The 19,128-nt window shown below is 50.0% G+C and carries 19 protein-coding genes; 15 read left to right on the forward strand and 4 right to left on the reverse strand.

From position 1 onward, the window contains the following. On the reverse strand, positions 1-225 hold a 225-nt coding region (locus ACO0K9_RS27325), incomplete at its 3' end, for a hypothetical protein (protein ID WP_422990436.1). A 57-nt stretch (positions 226-282) separates the two neighbouring features. Between ACO0K9_RS27325 and ACO0K9_RS27330 the strand changes: the two genes are divergently transcribed. Continuing rightward, on the forward strand, positions 283-2,229 hold the full coding sequence (locus ACO0K9_RS27330; RefSeq protein ID WP_422990438.1) for a polymorphic toxin-type HINT domain-containing protein: 1,947 nt from the start codon (positions 283-285) through the stop codon (positions 2,227-2,229). 14 nt (positions 2,230-2,243) lie between these two features. Further along, positions 2,244-2,660: a hypothetical protein gene (locus ACO0K9_RS27335; protein ID WP_422990440.1), complete on the forward strand. Its 417-nt coding sequence runs from the start codon at positions 2,244-2,246 to the stop codon at positions 2,658-2,660. Between the two features lie 261 nt (positions 2,661-2,921). Here the strand turns inward: ACO0K9_RS27335 and radC are convergent, their stop codons facing one another. Further along, positions 2,922-3,596: a RadC family protein gene (gene radC, locus ACO0K9_RS27340; RefSeq protein ID WP_422990442.1), complete on the reverse strand. Its 675-nt coding sequence runs from the start codon at positions 3,594-3,596 to the stop codon at positions 2,922-2,924. Positions 3,597-3,743: 147 nt separating this feature from the next. On the opposite strand from radC, the gene ACO0K9_RS27345 reads away from it, so the two are divergent. After that, positions 3,744-4,199 carry an FKBP-type peptidyl-prolyl cis-trans isomerase gene (locus tag ACO0K9_RS27345; protein ID WP_422990444.1) on the forward strand — a complete coding sequence of 152 codons (456 nt, stop codon included), beginning with the start codon at positions 3,744-3,746 and terminating at the stop codon, positions 4,197-4,199. Positions 4,200-4,208: 9 nt separating this feature from the next. Further along, positions 4,209-5,147 (forward strand): 4-hydroxy-3-methylbut-2-enyl diphosphate reductase, encoded by a 939-nt coding sequence (gene ispH / locus ACO0K9_RS27350; RefSeq protein ID WP_422990446.1) that lies wholly within the window; start codon positions 4,209-4,211, stop codon positions 5,145-5,147. A gap of 378 nt (positions 5,148-5,525) precedes the next feature. Here the strand turns inward: ispH and ACO0K9_RS27355 are convergent, their stop codons facing one another. Next, positions 5,526-5,708: a hypothetical protein gene (locus tag ACO0K9_RS27355; protein ID WP_422990448.1), complete on the reverse strand. Its 183-nt coding sequence runs from the start codon at positions 5,706-5,708 to the stop codon at positions 5,526-5,528. 59 nt (positions 5,709-5,767) lie between these two features. Here ACO0K9_RS27355 and ACO0K9_RS27360 point away from each other — a divergent pair, with 59 nt between their 5' ends. The 6 genes from ACO0K9_RS27360 (at position 5,768) to ACO0K9_RS27385 (ending at position 11,491) form a co-directional block, all read left to right on the forward strand. Continuing rightward, the gene (locus tag ACO0K9_RS27360; RefSeq protein WP_422990449.1) at positions 5,768-6,697 is read left to right on the forward strand and encodes a branched-chain amino acid ABC transporter permease; all 930 of its coding nucleotides are present in this window, start codon (positions 5,768-5,770) and stop codon (positions 6,695-6,697) included. An 11-nt stretch (positions 6,698-6,708) separates the two neighbouring features. Then, positions 6,709-7,899, forward strand: coding sequence for an ABC transporter permease subunit (locus tag ACO0K9_RS27365; protein WP_422990451.1), 1,191 nt, complete (start codon positions 6,709-6,711; stop codon positions 7,897-7,899). An 11-nt stretch (positions 7,900-7,910) separates the two neighbouring features. Then, positions 7,911-8,681, forward strand: coding sequence for an ABC transporter ATP-binding protein (locus tag ACO0K9_RS27370; protein ID WP_422990453.1), 771 nt, complete (start codon positions 7,911-7,913; stop codon positions 8,679-8,681). Continuing rightward, entirely contained in the window at positions 8,681-9,406 is a 726-nt protein-coding gene (locus ACO0K9_RS27375; RefSeq protein ID WP_422990455.1) for an ABC transporter ATP-binding protein, read from the forward strand. The genes ACO0K9_RS27370 and ACO0K9_RS27375 overlap by 1 nt, the downstream gene beginning before the upstream one ends. 565 nt (positions 9,407-9,971) lie before the next feature. Continuing rightward, positions 9,972-11,351 carry an OFA family MFS transporter gene (locus ACO0K9_RS27380; protein ID WP_422990457.1) on the forward strand — a complete coding sequence of 460 codons (1,380 nt, stop codon included), beginning with the start codon at positions 9,972-9,974 and terminating at the stop codon, positions 11,349-11,351. An 8-nt stretch (positions 11,352-11,359) separates the two neighbouring features. After that, entirely contained in the window at positions 11,360-11,491 is a 132-nt protein-coding gene (locus tag ACO0K9_RS27385; protein ID WP_422990459.1) for an MFS transporter small subunit, read from the forward strand. A gap of 116 nt (positions 11,492-11,607) precedes the next feature. On the opposite strand, the gene ACO0K9_RS27390 is transcribed toward ACO0K9_RS27385, so the two are convergent. Next, a complete protein-coding gene (locus tag ACO0K9_RS27390) occupies positions 11,608-12,174 on the reverse strand; it encodes a phasin family protein (protein WP_422990461.1) in 567 nt (188 codons plus the stop codon). 373 nt (positions 12,175-12,547) lie between these two features. Between ACO0K9_RS27390 and ACO0K9_RS27395 the strand changes: the two genes are divergently transcribed. The 5 genes from ACO0K9_RS27395 to ACO0K9_RS27415 form a co-directional block, all read left to right on the forward strand. Next, positions 12,548-12,982: an acyl-CoA thioesterase gene (locus ACO0K9_RS27395; protein WP_422990463.1), complete on the forward strand. Its 435-nt coding sequence runs from the start codon at positions 12,548-12,550 to the stop codon at positions 12,980-12,982. A gap of 97 nt (positions 12,983-13,079) precedes the next feature. Then, positions 13,080-13,772 (forward strand): nitroreductase, encoded by a 693-nt coding sequence (locus ACO0K9_RS27400; RefSeq protein ID WP_422990465.1) that lies wholly within the window; start codon positions 13,080-13,082, stop codon positions 13,770-13,772. Positions 13,773-13,939: 167 nt separating this feature from the next. Then, complete coding sequence (gene pbpG, locus ACO0K9_RS27405; RefSeq protein WP_422990467.1) at positions 13,940-14,962, forward strand: D-alanyl-D-alanine endopeptidase; 1,023 nt, start codon at positions 13,940-13,942, stop codon at positions 14,960-14,962. Positions 14,963-15,582: 620 nt separating this feature from the next. Further along, positions 15,583-16,431 carry a sulfotransferase gene (locus ACO0K9_RS27410; protein ID WP_422990469.1) on the forward strand — a complete coding sequence of 283 codons (849 nt, stop codon included), beginning with the start codon at positions 15,583-15,585 and terminating at the stop codon, positions 16,429-16,431. A gap of 2 nt (positions 16,432-16,433) precedes the next feature. Further along, positions 16,434-19,128 (forward strand): DUF4347 domain-containing protein (locus ACO0K9_RS27415; RefSeq protein WP_422990471.1); only part of this gene is annotated, 2,695 nt, incomplete at its 3' end.

Raw genomic sequence — 19,128 nt, forward strand, 5'->3', positions numbered from 1 at the left:
GGTACAGGTAACACTACCACGGGTGATGGTACGACAGGCAACACCGGCAACGGTACAGGTAACACTACCACGGGTGATGGTACGACAGGCAACACCGGCAACGGTACAGGTAACACTACCACGGGTGATACAAGCGGCACGGCGAACAACGGACAAACGACGAGCAATGATCTTGCCAATGATAACAACCAAATCATTGCCAATTCCCAGGACGTTAGTGGACAAGTAGTGTATGGCTTGAACGCCTATTTAAATACGCTGAGTTCAGTTACAGGTGAGCACGTGGGTAATGCATTAGCCCTGGCTGATGCGTTGAAGCACTCTGATTCAGACAGTAACGATCTTAATTGGGGTATGACTGCTGCTGAGCAAGGCTATCCCGATTTGCCAGATGGGACTATGCTTTTTGCTTCTGGTTTCGATAATGTAAATAGAGATAGCAAAGGTAGCACCAATTTGACAGTAACTATTGGAGGTGATCCTGACTCTGCCTCAGTGCACGATAGACTGCCGGGAGAGCCTGGAGGGTATTTTAATGAAGCAGCAATTCCTGATGGTGCAAAAGATATCAAAGCAATAACGATTGTGATGAAAGATGGTAGTAGTGTAGGTGGTTGGTCGTATAATTTTAACGGTGCAACCACAAATACCAGAATCACATACGGAGATGCCAATAGCACGTCTGCAACGGCATCGTTGGGCGGTGATCTCGCTATTAAAGGGCTTACTGGTGACATTAGCACTTTTGACGGCGTCACGTCAGGTGACGTATTAAAAGTATTAAATGACATAAAGATTGGTGTCGATAGCGGTTTTTCAGTGAAAGACACTTTGACCGATATTAAAGACTTCGTGGTTGGTCCAGACTACAGCAAAATGTCAAATGACGAATTATTAAAACTAGGATCAGGAAATTTCGCGGCGAATAAAGAACTTGTTGATCGTGCCGCTGCCGCTGGTAAATTACCATATACCATGGGAGGGGTTATCGGCGACGTTATGGAAAAGTCGATAACCGGAGCAGTCAGTGCAATGGTTGGTGGACCAGTTGCTAATGCTGCAACTAAAGTGGCGGAAGTGCTTGGTGTTACGCAGGGTGCAGTGAGTGTAGTAGTTGGCGCAGCAGTTGGAGCTGCAGTTGACGTAGCCCAGCAAACACAAGACTTGATTGTTAACTCAGTAACTAACGGCCAATTTGGACGATCAAACTTTTCTGGAACGGAAGTCGCGGTCGCAGCATCCTTGGGAGCCGTTATTAGTAAAGTAGTAGAAGTTGTAGTTGGTAAGATTAATGGTTCAACTCAAACAGTTAAAGATTCAGGCGGGTGTTTTGTTAAAGGAACCTTAGTTCATACGCAAAATGGATTGGTACCGATAGAGAATATTCGCGTGGGTGACTGGGTATTGTCGCAACCTGAAGAAACGGGCGAGCTTGCGTACCGATTTGTGGCAAATACATTTGTGTATCAGGATAAGGATATTTATCGTGTTTCTTATGTAAACGAACAGGGGATTTTAGAGTCAATTTTTGCTACCCCTAATCACCCATTTTGGGTCAAAGACGTAGGATGGGTGCGTGCTGATCATCTGCACATAAACCAAGTATTGGAGTTGAAAGACCGATCAAACGTGACAGTCACTGCTGTCGAAGAGACAGACAGTAAACAAGAGGTATTCAACTTCGAGGTAGATGGATTCCATACTTATTATGTCGGTGAGTTGGGTGTTTGGGTGCACAATGTACAGGATTGCCCTGGTAAGACGCCTGAAGTAGGAACTCCAGCTACAAGTGATACTAAATTTGTACCAAAGGATCCAGTCAAGGTAAGTAATTCGCATAGTGTAGATACCATCACACCAAGAACATTTTTCGGTGGTGGCAATAAAAACACACCAAAAACCGTTGCTAGGGGAGGTGTGGATATTGAGGGAGATATTCAGGCTATAAATAATGGCGAAGGAATATTACAGCCCGACGGAAAAATTTTAACTCCATCAGGTCGCATATATGGAACTCACCCAGATAGTTCCACGATTTACCCTGTTGATGGCCCTGGGTTAGTGAATTTGTCGCAAGCTGAGTTTGCTATATACAAGGAGATGCTCAAAAGCGGTGGGCTTCAAGGGGATGCGTTGAGAGCATTTGAGGGAATGATGAAAGCGGGAAATGGTGGACTTAATGAGGAATCTGCTCAAAAGCTAATTGATTTGTTTAATTCGAAAGGATAAGAATGTACTGTGATATGTTTGAATTTGGACTAAAGACCACGGTAAGCAGGGATCAAATTGGGGAGTTCCTCGCTAACTATTTCAACCTTAGTGAGAAATCAATTGTAGATAAAATTTCATACTGGGAAATAAATCAGGATGCCGGAACTCCACTCATCGGTTTTAGTGTGGAAAATTCAGAAACTGGTTTTAAAACAATCGTAAGTGGCCAAACTAATTTTCATTTATTCGGCGAACATTTGGGCAAGTTGGCTGCTCATGCAGCAAGCTTTTTCAATACTGACATAATAATTGGAGATTACAGAGCGGAAGGTGAGGGGGCCAACGATAGGCTATTAGTATTTTTCGCTAATGGATCTATCGGCGAGGCAATTGATAATTCGTGCGACGGATTTAACGATGTAGAAATTCTTTCTTACATTGAGATGTAAAAAACTGAAGTATCTCCAGATATCCACAATCGCAGTTCTTATTTGCAAACACTTCCGATAAGCAGTAAGTAATTATCGGAAGTCTGGTGAGCGGAGCTTGGGGGCACGGAGCTCGGAGCTTGAGGGTCAGCTCGCGTAGATACTGTTATTCCTGTCAAGCCAAATGAAAGCTAGCATCGAATGGTTTGCCAGATTTCGAGGAGCAAGGGTCACCCATTGAGCGGGGTCGGAAGTGAGCTTCTAAATTCTCAAGCCGCAGCGTCAAATCTGCCCATTTTCAGCAAATGAGTACACCTTGGGATTCGCCACGATGAAGTGATCCAGTACCCGGACGTCTACCAGCGCCAATGCCTGTTTCAGGGTGGTGGTCAGTTGCAGGTCTGCGGAACTGGGCTCGCAAGAGCCGGAGGGGTGGTTGTGGGCCAGGATGATGGCTGCTGCATTGTGCTGGAGTGCACTTTTGACCACTTCCCTTGGGTAGACGCTGGCATGATTGAGAGTGCCGCGAAACAGTTCTTCGGTCTTGATCAGGCGGTTCTTGACATCCAGGAACAGTACGGCGAAAGATTCATGCGCCTTGCTGCCTATTAATAATTGCAGGTATTTCTTGACCGATTGCGGTGATGACAGCGAGGTATTTTCTTGCAATTCTTCAGAAATGGCGCGTTTTGCCAGTTCCAATACGGCCTGCAATTGCGCATATTTGGCGCTGCCCAGGCCATGAATCGCTGAAAATTCACGAATAGTGGCAGAAAACAGGCCGGATAAGGAGCCAAACTGGTTGATCATGTCGCGCCCCAGGTCTACCGCGCTTTTGCCAGCTACCCCGGTTCTGAGGAAAACAGCCAGTAATTCTGCATCCGACAGGGCGCTGGCACCGTGTTTGATCAGTCTTTCACGAGGGCGTTGCTCTTCCGGCCATTCATTGATTGCCATCTAGGTTTTCTCCATGGAATGCAGGCACACAGCCTGCATAGTTAAAAGCTGGCTTACAATACCAGCCTACGGCCTTCTTTATGCCCTATTTTATTGCTCAACTTATTGCCTAACTTATTCATTGCCTTACTTTTAAAGCTTCATACCATGTCTGCCACAGCCAATCTTACCGTTACCCCCAACGCTTACCTGACCTTGCACTATCGCCTTGCAACCCTGGATGGTGAAGACATACTCAGTACCTTTAACGAGCGTCCTGCTACCCTGCAACTGGGTACGGGGCAACTGGCACCGGAACTGGAGTCATCCTTGCTGGGGCTGGAAGAGGGTTCTCATACCACGCAAGAGCTGGCACCGGAAAAAGCTTTCGGTCCGCGCAATCCGGAATTGATACAAAGAGTCTCGCTGGCTACACTAAAAGAAAACTCGGCATTTGGCGAGCAATATGTGATTGGTGACCTGGTGGAATTTGCCGCACCTGCCGGCGGCAAGTTTGCCGGTATCTTGCGGGCGCTGGATGAGGAGGGTGCCTTGTTTGATTTTAATCATCCACTGGCGGGCCAGACCGTATTATTTGAAACAAAAATTATTGGGATACTTTAATTGACTGCCATGGACAAGGAAATACTATTAGCCCAACCACGCGGATTTTGCGCTGGTGTGGATCGTGCCATCGAAATCGTCGAACGTGCCTTGCAGCAATTCGGTGCACCTATCTATGTCCGGCATGAAATCGTGCATAACGCCTATGTGGTCAGCGACCTCAAGGCCAAGGGCGCGATTTTTATTGAAGAACTGGACGATGTCCCGGCTGGCAATACCCTGATTTTTTCTGCCCACGGTGTATCGCAAGAAGTGCGCAGGGAAGCCGAAGCCAGGGGGCTGACGATTTTTGATGCTACCTGCCCGCTGGTTACCAAAGTACACATCGAAGTGGCGAAGATGCGTAAAGAGGGGCGTGAAATCATCATGATAGGCCATCATGGCCACCCTGAAGTCGAAGGCACCATGGGGCAGTCTGACGGCGGCATGTATCTGGTCGAAACTGTGGATGATGTGCAAAAGCTGCAGGTCAATGATGCTGACATGCTGGCCTTTGTGTCGCAGACCACGCTGTCGGTGGACGATACGATAGAAATCATTGCCGCCCTGAAAGCACGCTTTCCTGCCATTAGTGAACCGAAAAAAGCGGATATCTGTTACGCCACCACCAATCGCCAGGAAGCCGTCAAGTTCATGGCACCACAGGTGGACCTGGTGCTGGTGGTTGGTAGCCCCAACAGTTCCAATTCCAACCGTTTGCGTGAAGTGGCTGAAAAGAAGGGCGTCACTGCCTATATGGTAGACAACGCCAGCCAGATCAAGCCAGAATGGCTGGAAGGCCGCCAGCGCATAGGTGTCACTGCCGGTGCATCGGCACCTGAAATCCTGGTGCAGGAAGTCATCACCAGCCTGCGACAATTGGGTGCACGCAGCGTGCGTGCACTGGATGGGGTAGAAGAAGCGGTGACTTTCCCGATGCCGAAAGGCTTGTCCGCTGTCAAGGCCTGACGGGGTAGTACTGCCGTGCATGCATGATGTTCGTGCACGGCGCTTACTCGTTGGTCGGTTTGGTTTGGTTTGGTTGGCTTGTTTGGTTTGTTTCGTTTCGTCTCTTTCTTTCGGGAGTTGTGAAATCTGCTTTTGATTAAAAACTTGTTGCAGCGGTTGTTTTCGATATTTTATTTTGTAAATACGTGTTTAAGATTGCGGCACTATGCAAATCTGGCCTTTTCTGGATTTATATAACGCGTATGCTGGTGCGTGGCTGTTGTGGAAAATACGTAGCTTGCGGTGGCTTTTTTACCACTGCGACAAGATTCAAACTCTGTATAATCCGGCCCACTTTACTGGTATAACCATTAAGTACAAATATATTACAAAAAGCTTTTACCAAAAGTTGCAGAGGAGATTTTTATCATGTGTATCGATCACGCTATCGTTGCTCCCAGTATGATGACGCGCTTGTTTGGATAGCGCTCGCTCGAATTCCAGCGGCACCCACACCAGGGTGCCGCTTTCGTTATCAGGAATGATTTTTGCTGAACTTTTTTCAGTTGCATTGATTGGCATTCAGTTCATCGCCTGTTTTTAATCAGAAATTCGATTCGTTCATAAGAGAGAAGCAAAATATGGATACCTTTATCCAACAAATTATTAATGGTCTGGTGCTGGGCAGCATGTATGCGCTGGTGGCACTTGGTTACACCATGGTGTACGGGGTGCTGAATCTGATCAACTTCGCCCATGGCGACGTGCTGATGGTCGGTGCCATGGCTGGCCTGAGTGTCCTCAAGCTGTTGCAGAGTATCGCGCCTGACTTGCCTGGCATCGTCAAGCTGATCATTGCCATCCTGGGGGCCATACCGGTCTGTGTGATCGTTAACATCGTGATAGAACGGGTCGCTTATCGAAAGTTGCGTAATGCACCGCGACTGGCTCCCCTGATCACGGCGATTGGTGTTTCCATTCTGGTGCAGACCTTTGCCATGATGCTATGGGGCCGTAATCCGATTCCTTTCCCATCTGTGATGCCGTCTACACCAGTAGAGGTGGGTGGCGCGGTGATTTCGCAAACCCAGATATTGTTGCTGGTACTGGCAACGCTGGCGATGACGAGTCTGGTGCTACTGGTTGAAAAAACCAAGATGGGCCGTGCCATGCGCGCCACCGCAGAAAACCCGCGTGTCGCTGGTTTGATGGGGGTTGATTCCAACAAGGTGATCGTGGCCACTTTTGCTATTGGTGCTGCACTGGCAGCGATTACCGGTGTGATGTGGGCCGCCAATTATTCTTCTGCACAGTTTGCAATGGGCTTTGTACCTGGCCTGAAAGCTTTCTCTGCTGCGGTACTGGGTGGTATCGGCAATATTTATGGTGCGATGGTGGGTGGTATCGTGCTGGGCCTTATCGAAAGTCTGGGTGCCGGGTATATCGGTGACCTGACTGGCGGCATCCTTGGCAGTCACTACCAGGATATCTTTGCTTTCGTCGTTTTGATTATCGTACTGACCTTGCGTCCATCCGGCATCATGGGTGAGCGTGTTGCTGACCGTGCGTAAGGAGAAAATCAATGTCAACCATATTTGATGTAAAAGCCAATCCGAAAAAAGCCTACACCAGCTTTGCTGTGCTGGCCTTTGTGATTGTATTGTTCCCCTTCGTGGCTTCTAATTTTGGTAATTCCTGGGTCAGGATCATCGACTTTGCGCTGCTGTATATCATGCTGGCCCTGGGCTTGAATATCGTGGTCGGTTTTGCCGGCCTGCTGGATCTGGGGTATATCGCCTTCTATGCGGTGGGTGCTTACCTGGCAGCGATTTTTGGATCGCAGCAATTTGCCGTGATCCTGGAATCCTTCGTCAATAATTATCCGGCGGTCGGTGCGTTTCTGATCGCGGTTTGTGGTCCGGAAATTACCCAGAATGGTATTCATCTGTCGGTGTGGGTGATCGTGCCTTTTGCGGCGGCGATTGCAGGTATGTTTGGTGCTTTGCTGGGTGCACCGACATTGAAACTGCGTGGCGACTATCTGGCGATTGTGACTTTGGGCTTTGGTGAAATTATCCGTATTTTCATGAACAACATGAATTCACCGATCAATTTCACCAACGGTCCACAAGGTATCAACATGATTGATCCTATCCGCATCTTCGGTGTGTCACTGGGCGGTGAAGAAGGTTCAAATGCGACCGTGCATTTCCTTGGCATGAGCATGCCCTCGGTGAATGCCTATTACTTCCTGTTCCTGTTCCTTTGCATCGCCATTGTTATCGTTTCCCTGCGCTTGCAGGATTCCCGTCTGGGCCGTGCCTGGGTGGCGATACGTGAAGATGAAATTGCCGCCAAGGCCATGGGTATCAATACCCGTAACGTCAAATTGCTGGCGTTTTCCATGGGCGCATCGTTTGGTGGTGTCTCTGGTGCGATGTTCGCCAGCTTCCAGGGTTTTGTCTCGCCAGAATCGTTCTCGCTGATGGAATCCATCGTCATTCTGGCAATGGTCGTGTTGGGTGGCATTGGTCATATTCCTGGTGTGATTCTGGGGGCGGTGTTGCTGGCGGCTTTGCCAGAAGTCTTGCGTCACGTTGTGGAGCCAGTACAAAACCTTATTTTTGGAAGAATCTGGATAGAGGCTGAAGTCTTGCGTCAATTGTTGTACGGTTTCGCCATGGTTGCCATCATGCTGAATCGCCCTGCAGGCCTGTGGCCCGCACCGAAGCATGAAGATCGTATGGCCAAGAATAACGAAGCGGCTGCTTAAGGAAGACCAAGATGACTGAACAGACTATCTTAAAAATCGAAGGCGCCAATAAACGTTTTGGCGGCTTGCAGGCGCTGTCCAACGTCGGCATCAATATCAAGAAAGGCCAGATCTATGGCCTGATCGGCCCTAACGGTGCTGGCAAGACCACGTTCTTTAATGTGATCACCGGCTTGTATCAGCCAGACACCGGCACGTTTGAGCTGGATGGCAAACCGTATTCACCTTCTGCCCCGCATGAAGTGGCGAAGGCAGGTATCGCCCGTACTTTCCAGAACATCCGCCTGTTTGGTGAAATGACGGCACTGGAAAACGTCATGGTTGGCCGTCACATCCGTACCCATCAGGGTGTATTTGGTGCCGTATTCCGTCACCCGGCCGCGCGTAAGGAAGAATTGGATATCCGCAAGCGTGCACAAGAGTTGCTGGATTTTGTTGGCATCGGTGCTTTTGCCGAACGTACCTCCAAGTTCCTGTCCTATGGTGACCAGCGTCGCCTGGAAATCGCCCGCGCACTGGCGACCGATCCCAAATTGCTGGCACTGGATGAACCCGCTGCCGGTATGAATGCCACAGAAAAACTCGCCCTGCGTGAATTGCTGGTCAAGATCAAGGCTGAGGGCAAGACCATCCTGTTGATTGAGCATGATGTGAAACTGATGATGGGCTTGTGCGACAGGATGACTGTTCTGGATTATGGCAAGCCGATTGCAGAAGGCTTGCCAGCAGACATACAGAAAAATCCGGCAGTTATTGAAGCGTATTTGGGAGGAGGTCACTAATGGCTGAGAACGTATTAAAGATAAGCAACCTGAAAGTTGCTTACGGCGGTATCAAGGCCGTTAAGGGAATCGACCTGGAAGTCAACAAGGGTGAACTGATCACCCTGATCGGTGCCAATGGTGCCGGCAAGACCACCACATTGAAGGCCATTACCTCCACGCTGCCCAGCTGCAAGGTGGAAGGCGATATTGTGTACCTTGGCAAATCCATCAAAGGCGTGAACTCTTTTGAGATGGTAAAGAACCACCTGGCCATGGTGCCTGAAGGCCGTGGCGTATTTACCCGCATGACGATCCAGGAAAACCTGATGATGGGTGCCTATATCCGTGACGACAAGGCTGGCATCGCCGAGGATATTGAAAAATGGTTTGCTGTGTTCCCGCGGCTGAAAGAACGTGCCGCGCAGCTGGCCGGTACCTTGTCTGGTGGTGAACAGCAAATGCTGGCCATGGCCCGTGCGCTGATGAGCCATCCTAACCTGTTGCTGCTGGATGAACCATCGATGGGGCTGTCACCCATCATGGTGGAAAAGATTTTTGAAGTCGTGCGTAATGTATCCGCCCAGGGCATCACCATCCTGCTGGTGGAGCAGAACGCCAAACTGGCTTTGCAGGCCGCGCATCGTGGCTACGTCATGGATTCAGGCCTCATCACCATGAGTGGCGATGCCAAAGACATGCTCAACGACCCTAAAGTGCAGGCTGCTTATCTGGGCGAAGGCTGATACCCGTTATGAAGTAAGGTAGCCCTCAGCACCTGTTGACGATCTTACTGCGCGGGCGCAATCGGAGTCCAAGCGGGGCTCATGCGCTGCTCAAAATGCTCATGTACCAGAGTACATTCCGCTTTTTGCGCTGCTCTTCGCTCCCGCTGACGCTCGCTACAGATCGTAATCAGGTTCTCAGGCGCAGAGCAATCTGTGCCGGGCATTTGAAATACCTGCAAGCGATTGCAGGTATTTTTTTGCCTTCAACATGCATGATGACTGGTGATCAGGAATAGGGCATTTCCTGTGCTGGTGCACCGCAGTGCGTCAGACGCCATTGCCGTCATTCATACACTACCCAGTACCAATCTGAATATTGTTGTAAATAAATCGCATTGGTATTAACTATTGATGCATGCTTCCCCATGAGTAAATATTTCTGTAAAAAAATTTATTGAAAGCATATGTTTCTATGATTGACCTTGATTAATGTCATGGGATATTTTGTTTTATGTCATGCATATATTGATTTAAGTCAAAAAACAGCATGTTTTTTTATAAATAAAATAACAAGGGAAATCTTATGGGAACTTTTGACGGCCTGAAAACGGCCTTCAGCAAGGAAGGTGCGGTTGCCGCACCAGGGTATAGCCGCTGGTTGATGGCGGCTGCGGCGTTGTTGATCCATTTTCCTTTGGGTCAGGCCTATGGCTTTTCTGTATTTAACGGGCCACTGGTGAAAGTACTGGGTTCCAGCCTGACCAGCGTAGGCTGGATTTTTTCGGTGGCGATTATTTTCCTGGGCCTGTCGGCTGCGGTGTTTGGTAAATGGGTAGAGCGAGTTGGGCCGCGCAAGGCGATGCTGGCATCGGCCCTGTGTTTCTTTTCCGGCTTTCTGGTATCGGCACTGGGGGTACTGATCGGGTCTTTGCCTGTCGTCATCCTGGGGTATGGCGTGATAGGTGGCACTGGCTTGGGCATAGGTTATATCTCGCCAGTATCGACGCTGATCAAATGGTTTCCGGACAAGCGCGGCATGGCCACCGGTCTGGCCATCATGGGCTTTGGCGGCGGCGCGCTGGTGGGTTCGCCACTGGCGGTTAACCTGATGAAGTATTTTAGCGAGGGCTCACAATATGGCGGCATTCCTGCCACCTTCGTGAGCATGGCAGTGTTGTACCTGGGTTTCCAGTTATCGGCAGCGTGGATAGCGCGTATTCCTTTTGCCGGTTACCAGCCGGTCGGCTGGGTACCCAGCACGGTGGAAGCTGCGCATATCGCCTCTAACGGTGCCGATGATTTCTCGGTTTCCGAAGCCATACGCAAGCCTCAATTCTGGCTGCTGTGGGGCATTCTGTTGCTGAACGTGTCTGCCGGTATCGGCATTCTTGGGCAGGCATCCCTGATGGCGCAAAAAATGGTCGGTATCTCTGCTACGGCGGCGGCCGGTTTTGTCGGCCTGCTGTCTTTGTGCAATATGGCAGGTCGTTTTATCTGGTCCAGTTTTTCGGACAAGATAGGCCGCAAATGGGCGTATGCCATGTACTCTGGTGTGGGTGCGCTGGCCTACTGGGCTATTCCTGGTGCGGCGGCGGCCGGTAACATGCTGTTGTTTGTTGCCCTGTTTGCCCTGGTAATGAGTTTTTACGGTGCCGGTTTCGCGACCATTCCTGCTTACCTGGCTGACATGTTTGGCAAGAAGGAAGTCGGGGCGATTCATGGCCGTCTGCTGACCGCCTGGTCCATGGCTGGCGTGATCGGCCCGCTGGTCGTGAATGCCGGGCGTGATTACCTGGTCAAGACAGAAGGCCTGGCTGACGCCGCTGCGTATTCAACGGTGGTGTATGTGCTGGGCGGTTTGCTGGTTGCTGAATTTGTGCTGAACCTGTTCGTCAAGGCACCAGGCAGCAGTACCAGCCAGGATATGGCCGGTATGTTGCCACCACAAGTACCGTCAAAATAGGAGTTGTCATGGAAGACATCAACCAACATATCGATCCGGGCATGAAAGCCAAGATCATTTTCTTCTGGACCCTGGCGGGTGTGCCGCTGGCATGGGGAGTATGGCAGACCGGCATCAAGGTCATGGCCATGTTTGCCTGATCTGTTTGCGCGGCTAATAAAAAAGCCCTGGATAAAACCAGGGCTTTTTTTGTCAGCGCTGCATCACGCTGACAGATCGCCAGAGCAGGGGGGAGCCTGCCCTGGCAAATGGAAACTTACTTCTTGGAAGCCTTTGGCGCTGCCTTGGTTGTCGTCTGAGAAATCGTCGATACTGCATTGTTCAGATTGGCTTCCAGTGCTTCAACAGCCTGTTTGGTCGTTTTGGTCAGGTGATCGTAGCTGGCGTTGGCATTGTCTATCGATGTTTTGAAGAAAGACACAAACTGCTCGGAACCGGCAGGTGCATTTTTTGATACTTCATCGATCAAAGCCAGTACCTTGCGGTTGGTTTCAGCGATTTGTACTTCTGCCGCATGGGTGAACTCTGCCTGGGCGCTGGAAGCGATATTGGCCAGGTGACGGCTATAAGCCAGCACTTTTTCAGCGGTAGGCTGAGCTTGTGCAGCGGACAGATTGAAAAATTCTTGTGGATCTTTGGCTGCCAGCAATTGTTTGGTGGCGGCAGTGCTTTCTTCCAGGGAAGATTTAGCGGCATTCAAATTCAATTCTACAAATTTTTCTACGCCTTCAAATGCCTTGCTTGTCAGTGTAGTGATCAGTGCGAGTTGTGCATCGAAGTTCGCTTTGGTAGCGGCGGAAAACTGTTCAGGTGCTGTAAACATGGAAATCTCCTGGGTAGGAAAACATTAAATAAAAAACTGGCGATTGCTGTGGGTGGTGTTGCAATGCACAGTATATAAATATTAATTAAATTGTGCGATGCAATAATCCGTATTTTATTGATTCGAATAGCGAAGTCAAGCAAAATTTGTGCGTTGCAATATAAAAATATGCTTATTACTTGAGCAGAATCAACAATGTGAAACAGGAAAGAGAAAGCACCTGCATCTTACTTTTCCCAAGGGAATTATGTATGGCAATTATGACCAGAAAATGAAGTCGTTCTCGACAGCAGACGTTTTCAGTTAGACTTTCAGTCTGGAGTTTTATACTGGTATCGATTTCATTACCCGAATTGAATAAAGCGAGCAGACGATGGCAATTGAAGCAAGGCAACGCAAAGACTTTCAGCATTTTCATACAATCACCACGCGCTGGATGGACAATGATGCCTATGGGCACGTCAATAATGTTGTCTACTACAGCTGGTTTGACACAGTGGTGAACCAGTTCCTCATTAGCAACGGCGTGCTGGATATCGAAACCAGCCCCGTAATTGGCCTGGTGATTGAAACTCAATGCAACTACCTGGCCTCGGTGGCTTTCCCGGATGTGGTGGAAGCGGGGGTGAGCGTCACCAAACTCGGCAATTCCAGTGTGCGGTATGAAGTCGGCATCTTTAAAAATGGGGAAGACAGCGCTGCCGCCCAAGGGCATTTCGTGCATGTCTATGTCGACCGGCACAGCCGCCGGCCCGCCGCCATACCGGAACCCATGCGCCAGTTGTTGCAAACCATACAAGCTGGCTAAGCTGGTCATTTCCCTTATTTGCCATTATTTACCCTTATTTGGCCCTTGCGCGCCCGCCCGATGGCTGACAGATACTATTTCAATCAGGTAGATACCCATGCTTACTTCAGCGACCCAGCAACTGATAGATGACACGATTGCCTCGCGTCGTTCGATACGTGCTTTTTTACCCACACCGGTAGCACGTGAAGATATATGCCAGATACTGGATGTGGCAGCACGCGCACCTTCTGGTAGCAATACCCAGCCGTGGAAGGTGACCGTGCTGACGGGTGACCGGTTGCGTACTTTGTCCAACGCCATTCTGGCCGCACACAACAGTGAAGGGCAGGGTGGGCATGAGCAGGAATACAATTATTACCCCGTGAAATGGATCACCCCTTATCAGGAACGCCGACGCAAGGTGGGTTGGGATTTGTATGCCCTGTTGGGCCTGGGACGGGAAAACAAGCTCGGCATGCATCAACAACATGGCCGCAACTATGCATTCTTTGATGCACCGGTTGGCTTGATTTTCACCATAGACCGCATCATGGAGCAGGGTTCATGGCTGGACTATGGCATGTTTTTACAAAACATCATGATCGCCGCCCGTGCCCGTGGACTTGATACCTGCCCCCAGGCAGCGTTTACCCAATACCACAAAGTGATTGCCGAAGTATTGCAATTGCCTGACAATGAAATGCTGGTCTGTGGCATGTCACTGGGTTTTGCCGACACCGGCAAAATAGAAAACACTCTGGTGACAGAACGCGATAATGTGGACAGTTTCACCCGCTTCCTTGATTAAGTTGTATCAATCCGCTCGGCAATACGTCAAAAAAGCAGATTAATTTTGCAACTTAGTCTAAGGCGGCGAATGAATAAACGTAGCTAACTCCTTATTTTACTTGCAGAATTTCCCGATTTTGCTACACTGCAATTTCTTTAAAGGCATATTGAATCAGGGAGTCATTGATGGTGAAATTTGCCCGTCATGCAGTGGTTTGTACATTGATTACGCTCTTGCCCCTGGCAAGCGCGGTTGCGGCGACAAATTCACATAAACATCCAGTTAAAAAGCATACTGCTCACAAAAAAGTGGTGGCCATTGCTGCCTCCGGCAAGTTCGTCAAGCGGACGATCGTGGTGAATGGTAAGCGCAAGGTCATTGTCCAGCGTGCAGCACTGGTACGCGAAGTACCGGAAAAACCTAGCTCAGGTGACATCGCTGGCCTGAAAAATACCCAGGACCCATTGGACCTGAAATCCAATGTCGCCTATGTGGTTGACCAGGATAGTTCCAAAGTATTGTTTGAAAAAAATTCCGATGTATCTTTACCGATCGCTTCCATTACCAAGCTGATGACCAGCCTGGTTGTGGTAGAAGCACATCAGGACATGGATGAAGTGATCGAAGTCACCAATGAAGACATCGACAAGGAAAAAGGGACCAGTTCCCGACTGAAGATAGGGGCCAAGCTGTCTCGCTCTGACATGTTGCACATCGCCTTGATGAGTTCAGAAAACCGCGCCGCTTCTGCCCTGGGCAGGAATTATCCTGGCGGCTTGCCCGCTTTTGTCGGTGCCATGAATGCCAAAGCCCACCAACTGGGTATGAGTGAAACGCATTATGTGGATTCCAGCGGCTTGTCCAGCCAGAACCGCGCCAGTGCGCGTGACCTGGTCAAACTGGTCAACGCAGCATATCAGCATCCCCTGATCCGCCAGTATTCTACCGATTCCAAATATGTGGTGGCGCCAGGTGGCAGACCGCTGGAATATGGTACCTCCAACAAACTGGTCGCCAACCCTGCCTGGGAAATCGGCCTGCAAAAAACCGGTTACATTGCCGAAGCCGGACGTTGTCTGGTGATGCAGGCAATGATAGAAGGACGCGCCATCGTCATGGTGTTCCTGGATTCCAAAGGTAAATATTCACGTCTGGCCGATGCCGACCGCATCAAGAAATGGCTGGAAACCATCAAGCCGCATGCCTGAACCATATTGCTGAATAAAGAAAAAGTCCGGCAAGACCCGGACTGAGTGGTACGTAATGAACTGGAAACCTGCACTTGTTGCAGGTTTTTTTTGTCTGTAACGGGCAAGTTGTAACCTGGGGATATTGCGCGTATTACCAAGCGCTTATGGTAACTCCCTACCATCCCGAAACCCATTTTTCCCTGACCCGGTGCCCGGACCATTCTGCCTGCTTGTTGGCAGCTTGAATAATTGCGTGATCGTGCGGAAACGATACAACATTCTTGAGTCAAATCAATTATTTCGATGCTATTATCCCATTTTGCCTATGGGCGTATTGAAATGAATTGACTGATTTTGATGGTAAATAGTTTCCCTTTGGAACTATTTAACGGGAGTTGCCTGTTTTGTATTGTGTCTGCCTGGGCTCATGCAGTGGTCTGCGTTGTGACAAAAGACAGTATTTTCATTCGCTTAAACCTGATGTGGTGCATGGAAAATAATAAAAAAATGAATTCAACGCGACCATTTCAAGCGCTCTCAATATTGTTGGCATCCTGCCTGGCACGCTACACCTCCAATTCCCTGTTCCAACATAATGCCTGTCCGCCGGACTGGGTGTTGTCTCGTTATCTGCTCCCATGACACAAGCAACTTATCATTTCATCTCTGGCCTGCCGCGTTCTGGTTCCACCCTGCTGGCGGCTTTGCTTTTGCAAAACCCGCGTTTTCATGCAGGCATGACCAGCCCGGTCGGCACTTTATATACCAGCATGTTGCATCAGTTTGGCGCAGGTACAGAATTTGGGCCTGTCATCACCAAGGCCGAACGCAAGCGTCTGGTCCGTGGCCTGTTTGACTCTTATTATGCCGAGCATGCGGAGAAGAGCGTGGTATTTGATACCAATCGCATGTGGACAGCACATTTACCCATGTTGATGGACCAGTTTCCCGGCTCCAAGGTGATTGCCTGTGTACGCAATGTTGCCTGGGTGATGGATAGCATAGAGCGCAAATATGCGGCTGACCCGTATGAAATCACGCGCCTGTTCAATGACGACAATGAACGGGCAACGGTCTACAGCCGGGTAGAGACGCTGGCTCAACGCAACCGCATGGTGGGTTACCCCTGGGCTGCCCTGAAGAGTGCGTTCTATAGCGAGCATGCGGCTTCCATGCTGCTCATCGATTATGACTTGCTGGCGCAGGCACCACAAAAAGTGCTGCCGCTGATTTATGACTTTATCGGTGCCGAAGCATTCGAGCATGATTTCCAGAATATCCAGTATGACGCACCAGAATTTGATGCGCCTTTAGGCATGCGTGGCCTGCACAAGGTCAGGCCAGAAGTCAGCTTTCAGGCCCGCGATACCATACTGCCCCCCGATTTATTTCAGCAATACAGCCAGCTATCGTTCTGGAAAGATACGACCGGTAGCCGTGCCAATGTCATTACCGCCAAATTTGTTCCAAATTCTACTGAAGACTGAAGATGATACCGACCAATCCCCTGAATCCAGCCACTTCTGAAGCCAATTCATCTTCCGGTTCTTCATTGGATTTTGCATTTGACCCCTTACATCCAAACCAGGCAGATGGTTTGCCGTCTGTTGCTGCTGCGGCGGCGGCTGTTGCTCCGCCTGTTCCCGTCGTTCCCCAAACTGCAGTTGCACCAGCCATTAACGCCCCTGCGCCTGTCGCAGCCGCAACACCTCATGAAGTGGTGTTTGTCGATACCTCGCTGCAAAACTGGCAAAGCCTGATAGGGAATATCAAGCCCGGCACAGAAGTCATCACGCTTGATCCGCTGAAAAACGGCGTACAGCAAATGGCCGATGCGCTGCAAGGCAAGGCGGATATCACTGCTGTTCACATCGTCTCGCATGGCGGTGAAGGGTATCTGGTGATAGGCAATACCATGCTGTCTTCTTATAACCTGACAGACTATCAGGCCAGCTTGGCGACCATAAAAAAGGCAATGGCACCAGGGGCGGATATTTTGCTGTATGGCTGTGATGTGGCGAAAGGCGATACTGGTACCAACTTTGTGAATCAGTTGGCCAAAGTGACTGGCACAGATGTCGCTGCATCGACCAATGACACCGGAGTGCATGGTGACTGGACACTGGAATATCACAGCGGTGCAGTGGAAGCCACGGCAATCTCGGCCCAGCAATATCAATTTGACCTGGCAACCATCAAGGTTACCAACCTGAATGACAGTGGTGCCGGGTCTTTACGGGCTGCAGTGGCTGCCACTATAGGTGATGGAGGGGCTGATACCATTGTTTTTGATCCAGCCCTGTTTGCCAGTGGTGCAGCAACGCTGACACTGACTTCTGGTGCAATCAATGTAGATTCGGCAAATAATGGTGATGCACTAACCATCGTTGGTGCCGGTGAAAACCTGCTGACCATCAGTGGCAACAATAGCTCACCAATTTTTACCTCTGTAGCCAGTTTTGTTGCCTCCAATACTTCGGCACTCAGTATTTCTGGCATGACATTGTCCAATGCAAGTGGCGGGTATGGTGCGATTGCCATGATGTACTCAGGCTCATTGACCATTGATCACGTTGCCATCAGGAATAACAATTCAACGAGCAGGGGTGCTGGATTACTATTCTATGATGCGGGTGCATCTGTCAGCATCAGCAATACCACCATCGCCAATAATACGGCCACTGCCACTTATTCCTCTGGGAATGGCGGTGGTGCCTATGTTAGCGCTGCGAATGTAACAATCTCGAATACCACCATCAGTGGCAATGCTGCCAGCAATGGCCGTTACGGTGGCGGTATTTCCGTTGCCGCCAGTGCTGGTGCAACTCTGACAAATCTGACGATTGCAGGTAACTCTGCCGGTAAGGCCGGCGACAATATCGGTGGTGGCGGCGGGATCAGTCTCTCCGGTACTGGTGCGAAAACACTGACGAACTCAACCATCGTCGGCAACGCTTTTGTTGGCGGCAACGGTGCGGCAATTGGCGGCGGCGGTTTGTATGTAACGCACAACAGCGGCACTGTCACGCTAACAAATACCATCATAGCCAACAATAGCAGTACCAATAATCTTTCTGCTGACGATGATGTTTTTGTCAGCAACGCAAGCACTCTCGCGGGTAGCAATAACCTGATCATCAGCACCGTAGGAACTACGGGTACAGGTAGCAATACCACGACGGGTACCATCACTACGCTGGGCAGTGCCCTGGGTGCTCTGGCCAATAATGGCGGCGCAGTTCAGACCATTGCCATCGTGGCTGGCAGCAATGCCATCAATGCTGGCACGTCGACTGGTGCACCGGTAACCGATGCCCGTGGGTTTGGCCGTGGTGGTTCGACCGACATTGGTGCTTACGAATCCAGCGACAATGGCAGCTTCAATTTCAGCGGTGTCATGTCGCCCGCCAATGGTATTGTCGATGTCCCTGTCAATTACGATCTGGTCATAGAATTTGGTGAGGCTGTTACTGCTGTCGCCGCCAAGAATATTGTTATCTACCGTCAGTCTGATAACGCGATACTGGAAACCATCGCTGCGACAGACAGCAGCAAGGTGACTTTCAGCAGCGGTACTGGTGGTGCCAACAGCAAGGTCACGATTAATCCCACCGCCAATTTTGCGGGCACGACGGCATATTATGTCCTGATTGACAGTGGCGCTTTTAAAGATGGCGCGAACAAGACCTTCAACGGTATTTCATCGAACTCGACCTGGTCATTTACCTCGGCGGTACCACCGCCATCCATCACCAGCGCTGTGTATGATGCCAGCGCAGGTACGCTGACAATTACCGGTGTGGATATCATCAATGGTGGTGCAGTTGATGTCACCAAACTGTCACTGACTGGCCAGGCGGGCTCTTATACGCTGACCAGTACGCCAGCTGTGACTGCCAGTAGCGCGACAACGATCAGTTTTACACTCAATGCCACTGACAAGCTTAATATCAACGGCATATTGAACAAGAATGGTACTGCAGCCGTTGACACCACCACCTTCAACTTGGCCGCAGCAGCTAACTGGATGACAAGTGCGCCAAGCGATTTGACCAGTAATGCTGTGACAGTCTCCAACGTCACAGCACCAACGATTACATCTGCGACTTACGACGGTACAACCCACATCTTCGCCGTCACTGGCACCAATCTGGTTAAAACTATCGGTGCGACAAACGATGTCA

The sequence above is a fragment of the Undibacterium sp. Ji50W genome (assembly GCF_049340445.1).
Classification (GTDB): Bacteria; Pseudomonadota; Gammaproteobacteria; order Burkholderiales; family Burkholderiaceae_D; genus Undibacterium.